Annotated in this window: 8 protein-coding genes and 1 pseudogene; 1 reads left to right on the top strand and 8 read right to left on the bottom strand. The window is 64.1% G+C overall.

The annotated features are described in order from the left end of the window. Positions 1–26: 26 nt before the first annotated feature. The 3 genes from HMPREF3097_RS06375 to HMPREF3097_RS06365 form a co-directional block, all read right to left on the bottom strand. Complete coding sequence (locus HMPREF3097_RS06375; RefSeq protein ID WP_141759494.1) at positions 27–1664, bottom strand: bifunctional tetrahydrofolate synthase/dihydrofolate synthase; 1638 nt, start codon at positions 1662–1664, stop codon at positions 27–29. Beyond that, complete coding sequence (locus HMPREF3097_RS06370) at positions 1661–4447, bottom strand: valine--tRNA ligase (protein ID WP_070761580.1); 2787 nt, start codon at positions 4445–4447, stop codon at positions 1661–1663. Before HMPREF3097_RS06370 ends, HMPREF3097_RS06375 begins: the two co-directional genes overlap by 4 nt. A gap of 123 nt (positions 4448–4570) precedes the next feature. Continuing rightward, positions 4571–5575, bottom strand: coding sequence for a malate dehydrogenase (locus HMPREF3097_RS06365; RefSeq protein ID WP_070761579.1), 1005 nt, complete (start codon positions 5573–5575; stop codon positions 4571–4573). A 132-nt stretch (positions 5576–5707) separates the two neighbouring features. On the opposite strand from HMPREF3097_RS06365, the gene HMPREF3097_RS06360 reads away from it, so the two are divergent. After that, positions 5708–6478: a hypothetical protein gene (locus HMPREF3097_RS06360; RefSeq protein ID WP_070761578.1), complete on the top strand. Its 771-nt coding sequence runs from the start codon at positions 5708–5710 to the stop codon at positions 6476–6478. 111 nt (positions 6479–6589) lie between these two features. Here the strand turns inward: HMPREF3097_RS06360 and clpX are convergent, their stop codons facing one another. The 5 genes and pseudogenes from clpX to HMPREF3097_RS06335 form a co-directional block, all read right to left on the bottom strand. After that, complete coding sequence (gene clpX / locus HMPREF3097_RS06355) at positions 6590–7864, bottom strand: ATP-dependent Clp protease ATP-binding subunit ClpX (protein WP_070757578.1); 1275 nt, start codon at positions 7862–7864, stop codon at positions 6590–6592. Positions 7865–8032: 168 nt separating this feature from the next. After that, positions 8033–8653, bottom strand: a complete 621-nt coding sequence (locus HMPREF3097_RS06350) for an ATP-dependent Clp protease proteolytic subunit (RefSeq protein WP_070757576.1) — start codon at positions 8651–8653, stop codon at positions 8033–8035. Positions 8654–8656: 3 nt separating this feature from the next. Beyond that, the gene (locus HMPREF3097_RS06345) at positions 8657–9229 is read right to left on the bottom strand and encodes an ATP-dependent Clp protease proteolytic subunit (protein ID WP_210398556.1); all 573 of its coding nucleotides are present in this window, start codon (positions 9227–9229) and stop codon (positions 8657–8659) included. 262 nt (positions 9230–9491) lie between these two features. Then, positions 9492–11066 (bottom strand): trigger factor, encoded by a 1575-nt coding sequence (gene tig / locus HMPREF3097_RS06340; RefSeq protein ID WP_070761577.1) that lies wholly within the window; start codon positions 11064–11066, stop codon positions 9492–9494. Between the two features lie 399 nt (positions 11067–11465). Further along, a pseudogene (locus HMPREF3097_RS06335) lies at positions 11466–12530 on the bottom strand (IS3 family transposase); the annotation flags it as partial.

Below are 12530 nucleotides of genomic sequence, written 5' to 3'. Positions count from 1 at the left end.
CCACTCCTCCTGTGTACTCGAGCGTTCTACTCGGGCTTCTTGGCGAACAGCGTTCGCGCCTCACCTGCGGTGACCACCGAGCCGGTGACCAGCACTCCGGCCCCGGCCAGCATGCCATCGCTATCGTCCTCAGCCAACTGGATGGCGGTCTCCACCGCAGTCGGGAGCTGCTCGGCGACGTGGACCCGCTCCTCCCCGAAGGCATCCCGGGCATACTCGGCGAGCACGTCCACCGGCAGCGCGCGCGGGGACTGCACCTCCGTGATGACGACGTCGTCGAGGACAGGCTCGAGCGCGGCGAGGATGCCGCGGGCGTCCTTGTCCCCCAGGACCGCAACCACGCCGATGAGGCGGCGGAAGTCGAAGTCCCGGTCCACGGCCTTGGCCAAGGCTGCCGCACCGTGCGGGTTGTGGGAGGCGTCGATGAACACGCTCGGGGTGGCGCGCACACGCTCCAACCGGCCGGGAGATGTCACGGTAGCGAAGCCCTCGCGCACCTTATCGACGTCCAGCTGGCGGTCGCCGCCAGCTCCGAAGAAGGCCTCCACCGCGGCCAGGGCGGTGGCGGCATTGCGGGCCTGGTGTTCGCCGGACAGCGGCAGGAAGATGTCGTCGTAGGTCCCGGCCAGTCCCTTGATCGTCAGACGCTGGCCACCGACTGCGACGGTGGATTCCACGGCGCCGAACTCGGCTCCGGCGCGAGCGACCGCGGCGTCGACCTCGACCGCACGCTCCAGCAGCACGCGCATCGCCTCGGGCTCCTGCTCGGAGATGATCGCGATATTTTCCGGCGGAGTGAGCAGATCCTCGCGATCCCAGCGGGACTTGATGATGCCTGCCTTCTCGCCAGCGATCTCGGTGAGGGTATCGCCGAGGAAGTCCGTGTGGTCCATGCCGATGGGCGTAATCACGGAAACGTCGGAGTTCACGACATTCGTCGCATCCCAAGTTCCGCCCATGCCGGTTTCGATGACGGCTACGTCCACCGGAGCGTCCGCAAAAGCGCTGTACGCGAGCGCGACCAGCACCTCAAACTTGCTCATCTGCGGGCCGCCCTCGGCGGTGGACTTCGCATCCACCATCTCCACCATCGGCTGGATCTCCCGCCACATGCGGATGTAATCCTGCGGGTGGATCGGCTCGCCGTCAACGGCGATACGCTCGGTGACCAGCTGCAGGTGCGGGGAGGTCGTTCGCCCTGTGCGACGATGGAATGCCCGCAGCAAGGACTCGATCATCCGCACCACGGAGGTCTTGCCGTTGGTGCCAGCGACCTGGATGGTGGCAAAGGAGCGCTCCGGGTTGCCCAGCAGGTCCATGAGCATCTCGATGCGTTCCAGGGAGGGGTCGATCTTCGTCTCCGGCCAGCGCTGATTCAGCTCGGCCTCGACGGCGGCGAGGTCCGCCAGATCCTCCTCGGTGATGGGCCGCGGCGGCAGGGCGTCGTCGCCGCTCAGCTGGCCGTCATCCTCGCCCGGCTTCGCACCGGCCGCGTCGATAGGAAGCGCCAAGCCGTGCTCGTCGAGGCGCACTCCCCCGACGGCGGACCCGGCAACGGCCTCCTCCTGGCCGGTCAGCTCAACGGCACCGGTGTCCCCGGCCTGGCCTTGGCCCTGGTCCTCGCCCGGCGCGGTGTTCAAGTCACGATCCGTCGAATCGGTCATTTCTTTGGCAGCCCCTCCAGACGGCGGGTGATGCGGTCAAACTCCTCCTGGGCCACGACCTGGCGTTCCTTAATATCCGCCACGACGTGCTCCGGAGCCTTGTTCAGGAAGTTCTCGTTGCTGAGCTTCTTCGCCGCGTTATCCAGCTCCTTCTGTGCGTTGGCGAGATCCTTCTCCAGGCGCTTGCGCTCGGCCTCAATATCCACCGCGTCGGAGGTGTCCAGCTCCACGGTGATCGTGGCCTGGCTGAGGCGCAGCTCGATGGAGGCGGTGGTCTCCCAGTCATCGCCCGGATCCTCGAGGCGTGCCAGGGAGCGGATGGCTGCCTCTTCCTCCTCGAGGTCCACGGCCGCGAAGTCCAGGCGGCCCGGGACGCGCTGCTTGGGCTTGACGCCCTGGTCGGCGCGGAAGCGGCGCAGCTCGGTGACGAGCTTCTCCAGGTCCGCCATGCGGCGGGCGGCCAGCTCGTCCGGCTCAGCGCCATTGTTGGTCATGGACTGGTCCGGCCACTCGGCGATGACCAGGGACTCCGGGTAGCCCTCGACGTCCTTGGTCAGGGCGGTCCACAGGGTCTCCGTGACGAAAGGCATCGCCGGGTGCAGCAGGCGCAGCACCGCGTCGAGGACGCGGCCAAGCACCACCTGGGTATTCACGCCGCGGGCGTACTCCTCCTCGGTGGCGGAATCCCAATCGCGCGGGATCTGTACCTTCGCGATCTCGAGGTACCAATCGCAGAACTCGCCCCAGGCGAACTTGTAGAGGTTCTCGTTAGCCAGGGAGAACTCGTAGCGCTCCAGGGCATCGTCGACGAGGGCGCGGGTGGCCTCCAGCCGGTCGAGAATCCAGCGGTCCGCATCGGTCAGCTCCTCGCGCGGTGGCAGCTCGCCGATCTGAGCGCCGTTCATGAGCGCGAACTTGGTGGCGTTGTATAGCTTCGTCGCGAAGTTACGGGAAGACTGCGCGGAGTGTTCGCCAACCGGCAGGTCCGCACCAGGGTTGGCACCACGAGCCAGGGTGAAGCGCAGCGCGTCAGCGCCGTAATCGCGCACCCAGTCCATCGGATCGATGCCGTTGCCCAGGGACTTGGACATCTTGCGGCCGTGCTCGTCGCGGACGAGGCCGTGGAGGAAGACATCCTTGAAAGGCACCTGCGGGCGCCCATCACGAGCAGCCGGGTCCTCGCCATTGGCCTTACCGTGCAGCGGGGAGCCCTCGAGAGTGTCCGCGAAGGTGGCGAACATCATCATGCGGGCGACCCAGAAGAACAGAATGTCGTAGCCGGTGACCAGCACAGAGGTCGGGTAGAACTTCTGCAGGTCCGGGGTGTTCTCCGGCCAGCCCATCGTGGAGAACGGCCACAAAGCGGAGCTGAACCAGGTGTCCAGCACGTCCTCGTCCTGGCGCCAGCCCTCGCCTGTCGGCGGCTCATCATCCGGGCCGCAGCACACGACCTCGCCTTCCGGCCCGTACCAGATTGGGATGCGGTGGCCCCACCACAACTGGCGGGAGATGGTCCAGTCGTGCATGTTGTCCACCCAGTCGAACCAGCGCGGTTCCTGGGAGGCCGGGTAGATGGTCGTATCGCCCTCACGGACGGCGTCGCCGGACATCTTCGCCAGCTTCTTCACGTCCACCCACCACTGCAGGGAAAGCCGCGGCTCGATCGGCTCGCCGGAGCGCTCGGAGTGGCCGACGGAGTGCACGTAGGGGTGCTTGCGGGCCACGACGCGGCCCTGCTCCTCGAGGGCCAAGCGGATCTTCTCGCGGGCCTCGAAGCGGTCCATGCCGTCGAACTGCGTGCCGGTGCCGGACACGTGGCCGGTCTCGTCGAGCACCACCGGCATCGGCAGGTCGTGGCGCTGCCCCATCGCGAAGTCGTTCGGGTCGTGCGCCGGGGTGATCTTCACCGCACCGGTGCCGAACTCCGGGTCCACGTAGTCATCCGCGATGATGACCATCTCGCGGTCCGGCAGGAATGGGTGCGGCAGCGTGGTGCCGACGAGGTCGGCGTAGCGCTCGTCCTCCGGGTGCACCGCGACGGCCACGTCGCCCAGCATCGTTTCCACACGGGTGGTCGCGACGATGACGTGGGGCTCGTCGTCGTTAAGGGAACCGTAACGGAGGCTGACCAGCTCGCCCTCGACGTCCTCGTAGTTGACCTCGATGTCGGAGATGGCGGTCTGCAGCACCGGCGACCAGTTGACCATCCGGTTGGCCTGGTAGATCATGCCCTGGTCGAACAGGGCCTTGAAGATGGTCTGGACGGCGCGGGACAGCCCCTCGTCCAGAGTGAAGCGCTCGCGGGACCAGTCCACCGAGTCGCCGATGGCGCGCATCTGCTGCTGGATCAGGCCACCGTATTCGTCCTTCCACTCCCAGACGCGCTCGACGAACTCCTCGCGGCCGTAATCAAAGCGGTCCTTCGATTCGCGCTTCTTCAGGTCGGATTCCACGCGGGTCTGGGTGGCGATGCCTGCGTGGTCGGAGCCCGGCAGCCACAGGACCTCGTAGCCCTGCATGCGACGGCGGCGGGACATCGCGTCGATCAGAGTGTGATCCAGCGCGTGGCCCATGTGCAGCCGACCGGTGACGTTCGGCGGCGGCAGGACGATGGAGAACGGCGGCTTATCGCTCGTCGCGTCGGCCTTGAAGTAGCCGGCCGAAACCCAGCCTTCGTAGAGCTCCGATTCCACATCGGATGGGTTCCACTGATTGGGCAGCAGCTGCGAACGATCCTCGCCGCGCTGGACACCCTGGGACGTTGCAGGAGTATTGCTGGTCATCGCACCCTGATCACTTACTCGGGGACAAATTCTGTTGAACTCATCCCAGTGTAGTAGACGGGGCGGACACGGCTGGCAGCTCGTCGGCTAACCCGAGCCACCAGCCGGAACAGCGGTGTGTGGCTAGTCGATGAAGCCGGCCTCGCGCACCGCGGCCAGCTCCTCTTCCAGCTCTTGCTGGGTGCGCGCGATGCGCTGCTTCTGCTCCTCACCCAGCTCCAAGCCCTGGACGATCTCCCACTCGCCGTTCACGCTACGGCACGGGAAGCCGAAGACCAGTCCCTCCGGAACACCGTAGGAACCGTCGGAAGGCAGCGCGACGGAGACCCACTCATCGCCCTCGGTGCCGAGCAGCCAATCCCGCATGTGGTCGATGGCAGCGGACGCCGCGGAAGCTGCAGAGGAGTGACCACGAACCTCGATGATCTCAGCACCACGCTTGGCCACGCGCGGGATGAACTCCTCGCTGACCCACTCCGCGCCCAGCTTCTCGAAGACAGGCTCGCCGCCCGCGCGCAGGGCGGTGGCATCCGGGAACTGGGAGGCCGAGTGGTTGCCCCACACCACCATGCCCGAGAGCTCGGAGACCGGGACGTCCAGGCGGTCGGCGGCCTGGGACAGCGCGCGGTTGTGGTCCAGGCGCATCATCGCGGTAATACGGTTCGGCGCGATGCCCTTGGCGTGGGCGGCGAGAATGGCGGCGTTGGTGTTCGCCGGGTTGCCGACCACCAGCACGCGGGCGTTCGGGGCGACCTCGCCCAGCGCCTCACCTTGCGGGCCGAAGATGGCCCCGTTGGCGGCGAGCAGGTCCGCGCGCTCCTGCCCCTTCTGGCGCGGCTTCGCACCGACCAGGAAGACGACGTCAGCGTCCTGGAAGCCCTCCCGGGCGTCGGTGTGGACGGTGACGTCCCCGAGCAGCGGGAACGCGGCGTCCTTCAGCTCCATGGTCACACCCTCCGCGGCGCGCTTGGCGGGCTCGATCTCGATGAGGCGGAGGTTCACCTTCCGCCCCGGGGAGATCTCGCCTGCCGCCAGACGGAACAGCAGGGAGTACGCGATCTGCCCTGCTGCGCCGGTGACCGCCACGTTCAAGGCATCGGAGGTGTTCTGCGAAGTGTTATCAACCATGAGTGAAACCGCCTTTAATCAGGATCGGGGGCACCAACCGGGGGCGATATCCCCCAATTGATCTTTCCGACCCCAGCCTACCCGCGAACAGTCATTACGATGAGGAGAGAAAGTTTTGACTGGAGAGGAACAATGACCGACGACTCAGCTCGCCATCTTCCTCACTCGGCGCACCGGTACGACCTCGACCCGGTCGACTACGCCCGAGCGATGGAGTGCGCCCTGCCGATCGCCGTGGAATACGGGACGGATATCCCGAAGGCCCAGCTGGTGGCGATCCAACGCGCCGGTAACCTCCCCACCAAGCACGCCCTGCTGAGCAATAACCAAGAGCTCTACGAGGAGGCCCTGCGCTACGCACTGGCAACCCTCTGGCCGGCTGAACCGAAGAAGTTCGAGGACGACATCGCCAGCCTTACCCCGGTGCAGGCAGTGCGGCGCCTCGTGCGCGAAACGCTCGCTCGGGCGCAGCGCAATCCGGACTCCATGCGCCTGATCGCCGCGGAGAACCTCTACAACCGAGCGGACGTGCCGAACCGTATCGACGTGCTCGAGCAGTCCCCCGTCATTCTCCAGATCGACCGCGCTCTCCTGCGCGGCCACGACCTCGGTGCCTTCCGCACCGGGGTGTCCGCGGAGGACGTCTACATCCTCATCCTGGGGCTATCCGGTTTCGCCACCCTGCACCGCAACACCTTCTACGCGCTCTACGGGATGGACGTCCGCGAGCCGCACAACGAGTCCGGTGTCACCGAACTTGCCTGCGACGCCGTCGTCGCCTTCCTCACCACGCCGATGCGGACCAGACAGGATAATTCCTATACCCACTCCTCCCCCTCCGAGATTGTGGGCGAGTCGGTTGCCGCGAGCCTCTACGACTCTGAGGAGTTCTGGCAGGAGTAACCCTCCGCCAACCGACCGCCCGCCCCCGCGCGGCGCACAGTGTGGGGCGCGGTTCACTCCCCCTAGTGGACCGCGCTCCCCTCGTCGCCTTGCTCCCCCATTGCGCCCCGCCTAAGCGGAGCGCTTATCCCGCTCGGCGACCTCCTCGTGGGTCAGGCGGGTCGGCTCGGATTCACCCTTCGCGGCAGCCTCGGTGATCAACACCTCGGCGATATCCTCCTCTTCAGGGATGGAGTACATGATCGGCAGCAGGATCCGCTCCATGATGGAGCGCAGCCCGCGCGCACCGGTCTCCCGCGCGAGCGCCTGGCGGGCCACCTCGCGCAGCGCACCATCCTCGAAGGCCAGCTGCACGTTATCCATCTCAAACAGCCGCTGGTACTGGCGCACCAGGGCGTTCTTCGGCTCGGTGAGCACCTGCACCAGCGCGTCCTCGTCCAGGTGACCGACGTGGGTGACCACCGGCAGGCGGCCGATGACCTCCGGGATCAACCCGAACTTCACCAGGTCCTCCGGCTCCACGTACTGGAACGGGTCCTTGACCTGGTCGTTCTTGGAGGTGACCTCCGCGCCGAAGCCCAGACCCTTCTTGCCGCGGCGATCCTCGATAACCTTCTCCAGGCCCGCGAACGCACCCGCGACGATGAAGAGCACGTTCTTCGTGTCGAACTGGATGAATTCCTGGTTCGGGTGCTTGCGCCCACCCTGAGGCGGGACGGCAGCGACCGTGCCCTCCAGGATCTTCAGCAGTGCCTGCTGCACGCCCTCACCGGAGACGTCGCGCGTGATGGACGGGTTCTCGGACTTCCGGCCGATCTTGTCCACCTCGTCGATGTAGATGATGCCGCGCTGTGCCTTCTCGACGTCGAAGTCGGCGCTCTGCAGCAGCTTCAGCAGGATGTTCTCGACGTCCTCGCCCACGTAACCAGCCTCGGTCAGCGAGGTCGCGTCCGCGATGGCGAAGGGGACGTCCAACATGCGTGCCAGCGATTGCGCCAGGTACGTCTTACCGGAGCCGGTGGGCCCCAGCATGAGGATATTGGACTTAGAGAGCTCGACCTCGTCGTCGTTGCGGCGGGCCAGCGCGTTGGCCTCTTCAACCTGGATGCGCTTGTAGTGGTTGTAGACAGCCACCGCGAGGGTGCGCTTCGCTTCATCCTGACCAATGACGTACTTGTCCAGGAAAGCGGAAATCTCGGACGGGGTCGGCAGCTTGCCCTGTGGCTCCTGCGCGCTGGTGGCTACCAGCTCTTCCTCGATGATCTCGTTGCAGAGTTCAATGCATTCATCGCAGATGTAGACCCCGGGGCCGGCGATGAGTTTGCGGACTTGTTTTTGGCTCTTGCCGCAAAACGAGCACTTCAGCAGCTCTGCGCTTTCTTGCATCTGTGAGAACCAGTCTTTCTGAGAAATTGGTGGTGCTACGGCGGGTATCCAACACTACCCAAAAACCCCGCTGCGCTGACTGAGCAACACTGCGGGGCTTGAGGGGCTGGGATCACCAGCCCCGGTAGCGGGAACCGTGAGGCCACGCCCCACGGAAACTATCGACCGCTACTCCTGAGCGGAGAGCTTCCGGTACTCGAAGACCTGGTCGATGATGCCGTATTCCTTAGCGGCCTCGGCGTCCAGGATCTTGTCGCGGTCGGTGTCGATACGGATCTGCTCCGCGGACTTACCGGTGTGGCGAGCCAGGGTGGTCTCCATCAGCTGGCGCATACGCTCGATCTCGTTGGCCTGGATCTCCAGGTCGGAGACCTGCCCCTGCACACCACCGGAGGCCGGCTGGTGGATCAGCACGCGGGCATTCGGCAGCGCGGCGCGCTTACCCGGGGTGCCTGCGGCGAGCAGCACGGCGGCGGCAGAGGCTGCCTGGCCGAGGCACACGGTCTGCACGTCCGGGCGGACGTACTGCATCGTGTCGTAGATGGCCATCAGGCTGGTGAAGGAACCACCCGGCGAGTTGATGTACATCGTGATGTCGCGGTCCGGGTCGAGCCCCTCCAGGACGAGCAGCTGGGCCATGATGTCGTTGGCCGCGGCGTCGTCCACCTGGGTGCCCAGGAAGATGATCCGCTCTTCGAAGAGCTTGTTGTACGGGTTGGATTCCTTCGCCCCGTAGCTGGAGTGCTCAACGAAGGATGGCAGGATGTAGCGCGATTCTGGCATCTTCATTCTTTACTTCTCCTTCGCAGAGCTGATGACGTGGTCGACGAATCCGTAGTCCTTGGCCTGCTCGGCGGTGAACCAGCGGTCGCGGTCGGAGTCCTTCGTAATCTGCTCGACGGTCTGGCCGGTGAATCCAGCGATCAGCTCCGCCATCTCACGCTTGGTGTGTGCAAACTGCTCCGCCTGGATGGCGATGTCGGCCGCGGTGCCGCCCACGCCGGCGGAAGGCTGGTGCATCATGATGCGGGCGTGCGGCAGAGCGTAGCGCTTGCCCTTCGTGCCCGCGGAGAGCAGGAACTGGCCCATGGACGCGGCCAGGCCCATGCCGTAGGTGGCGATGTCGCAGGGCGCGTACTGCATGGTGTCGAAGATGGCCATACCCGCGGTGACGGAGCCACCTGGCGAGTTGATGTACAGGGAGATGTCCTTCTCCGGGTCCTCGGCTGCCAGCAGCAGGATCTGAGCGCAGAGCTTGTTCGCGATTTCGTCGTCGACCTGGCTACCCAGGAAGATGATGCGCTCGCGCAGCAGACGCTCGAAGACCGAGTCGTTGAGGTTCATCCCAGCCGTGTCGGCGGACATGAGGCTGCTCGAAAGACTGCTCATTGTGCCCCTTTTCGTTCATTGGTTTATTCTTTGTGGCTTCCACAGTAGCGACTAACCCTCGGGTCGTGCCCTATGAAAAGCCCCTGTTCGCTTTAAGCGCACAGCACCCCCGGAGTATTCCTCCAGGGGTGCTGGGTCAAAGCCGTCGGTCAAAGCCGTTGCTTTAGTGTCACGACGCCACCGGCGCTCACCGAGCCGAGTCAGGCGAGGCAGGCCGGGTGGCTAGCGTGCGCGAGGCTTATTTGTCCTCGCTCTTCTTGGCTGCAGCCTTCTTCGTGGTCTTCTTCGCTGCGGCCTTCTTGGTCGTCTTCTTGGCGGTCGACTTCTTGGTGGTCTTCTTCGCCGTGGACTTCTTGGCGGTCGACTTCTTGGTCGTCTTCTTCGCCGTGGACTTCTTAGCAGCCTTCTTGGTGGTCTTCTTCGCGGAAGACTTCTTAGCGGCCTTCTTCGGCTTCTCGTCCTTCTTGGCCTCCTCGGCCTTCTCGGACTCCTCCTCGGTGCCGAAGAACTGCTTCGGGTCGATCTCGTTGCCCTCGGAGTCCTTCACGGAGCTCTTGGAGATGTTGATCGCCAGAGCCTTGCCGCGGCGGACGTCGGCGAACAGGCTGCCGATCTGGCCGGCCTGCTGCAGCTGCATGATGAACTGGTTCGGGTCCATGCCGTACTGGGCAGCGGTGAAGCCGATGTGGTCCATCAGCTCCTCCTGGGAGACCTCCGGCTGCTCAACGTCAGCCAGGGCGTCCAGGAACAGCTGGGTGCGGACGGAGCCCTCGGCGGCCTCGCGGGCATCTTCCTCGAACTTCTCGCGGGTGATGTCCTGGGCTGCGAGCATCTGCTCGAAGACCTTCTCGTCGCCACCGAACTGGCCGATGAGCTGCTGGATCTGGCCCTGCACCTGCTCGTCAACCACGGACTGCGGCAGTGGAACCTCAACCTTTTCGAGCGCGGCCTCGAGGACCTTGTCGCGGATCTGGCCGGCCTGGCCGTTCTTCAGCTGCTCCTCGACCTGGGTTGCCAGGGAGTCCTTGAGCTCGTCCAGGGTGTCGAACTCGGATGCCAGCTGTGCGAAGTCGTCGTCCAGCTCCGGCAGCTCGCGCTCCTTGACGGAGCCGACCTTGACGGTGACCTCTGCCTCTTCGTCGGCGTGCTCGCCGGCAACCAGCTTGGAGGTGAAGGTGGACTCCTCGCCGGCCTTCATGCCGACCAGGGCGTCGTCCAGGCCCTCGATGAGGGAGTCGTTACCGACCTCGTGGGACAGGCCCTCGGTGGTGGCCTCGTCCACGGTCTCGCCGTCAACGGTGGCGGACAGGTCGATGGAGACGAAGTCGCCCTTCTTGACCTTGCGGTCGACGGACTTCAGGGTGCCGAAGCGAGCCTGCAGGTTCTTCAGCTCGCCCTCGACGGCCTCGTCGTCGGCCTTGATGGCGTCGACCTCAACGGAGATGTCGGAGAAGTCTGGGACCTCGATCTCCGGACGGACGTCGACCTCGGCGGTGAAGGTGACGGACTCGCCGTCCTTCAGCTCGGTGATGTCGATCTCCGGCTGGCCGAGAGCCTTGACGTCGTGCTCCTCGACAGCCTGGCTGTAGCGGGACGGCAGCATTTCGTTGATCACCTGGTCGAGGACCACGCCGCGGCCGAGACGGGTCTCGATGATCTTCGCCGGGACCTTGCCCTTGCGGAAGCCGGGGATGCTGACCTGCTGGCTCAGGGAGGCATACGCCTTGTCGAACTCCGGCTTGAGCTCGTCGAAGGGTACCTCGACGGTGATCTTGGTGCGGGTAGCGCTGAGCTTTTCAACAGAGCTCTTCACGAGTGCACTCTCCTGTGTATTCATGGTTGCTGACGGCCTGTGTCGCCAGTCAGCGTTGGACATCGACCAAGTTTATAGGGTCTTGATTTTCCGTGTCACCACACCCCCACCTAGTTTTGGCCAAGGTCGCCCCACCAGGCGAGTTTCGGCCAAGCGGAAATCACGCAATTTCGGTTCACCCGTCCGATCATGCAGCGGCGATGAGGTGCCCTCTCCTCCGCGCCAAGTCGTGCCAGATTCGTGGGTTAAGTAGCAAAAGGGGACGCGGACATTTTGTTGGACAGTTTCGGGTCACGCTACATGAAGTTTTCGGTAGGCGGTGATACTCACACCGCCTAGACTGGTTTTGATCCGGTGGTTGTTATAGAATGAAGCGTCCTGGGTTTAGTTCCGCTTCTTTTACGCCCCTGTGTTGATGGGCTGGGTGAGATAGTACTCGGTTTCTACTTCCTGTGGGGTGGCGTAGTCCAAAGCTTCGTGAAGCCGCTTAGTGTTCCACCAATGCACCCACCGCAAGGTGGCCAGTTCGACTTCTCCGACCGACGTCCACGGGCCTTGGGCATGAATCAGTTCCGCCTTGTAGAGACCGTTGACGGCCTCAGCTAGAGCATTGTCATAAGAATCGCCGACTGTTCCCACACTCGGCCGGATTCCTGAATCCGCGAGAGCGGTGGAATACTTCAGTGACACGTACTGGCTGCCCCGATCACTGTGGTGAATCAGCTGGTTTCCATGGATTCGCCCTGCAGTCGTTAACGCATGCTCCAAGGCCTCCATAGGCAGCGCATCGGTGCGCATCGTCGAGCGTGTAGCAACACCAACAATCTTTCGACTGTAGACATCCACGACAAACGCGGTGTAGGCGAATCCTGACAGGGTGCGAACGTAAGTAATGTCGGCAACCCACAACCTTCCTGGTGCTTGTGCACGAAAGTTTCGCTGCACTAGGTCCGGGCGATGATCCGGTGCCTTCGGGCTAGTCGTTGTCACGGGGGTTCGTCCACGTCTGCGGCCGGAAACACCAGCTAGCTTCATCAGACGTGCAGTCTTGTCGCGGCCGATATGAAAGCCTTCACGGTTCATCGCGTGCCACATTTTGCGGATACCGTAAACCGAGAAATTCTGCGCATGCACACGCTGTATCTCTGGGATGAGAAGGCTATCGCTTAAGGTCCTTGCACTGGGAACACGTGTGGTGGCTTTGCGGTAGCCGCGTGAAGTAATGAATCCACGATCTGCTTGTTTAAGGACTCGGCAGATGGCCTCGACCCCAAACTGATCCTTATACGCGTCGATGTAAGAGATCATTTGGTCGTGGGTCGGTCGAGTTCCGCTGCGAAAAAAGCCGAAGCAGTCTTAAGAATCCCGTTTGCTCGCTTCAGCTCACGGTTTTCGCGGCGCAAACGCTTGAGCTCTTCTTCCATCGTTTCGCCGGAGAGTGTCCGATTGTTTGTGTGCGGGGGC

Origin of the sequence: Corynebacterium sp. HMSC27B11, from assembly GCF_001815985.1 — a bacterium.
Taxonomy (GTDB): Bacteria; Actinomycetota; Actinomycetes; order Mycobacteriales; family Mycobacteriaceae; genus Corynebacterium.
The sequence above is the reverse complement of the archived record's forward strand: the minus strand, read 5'-3'. Positions and strand labels throughout refer to the sequence as shown.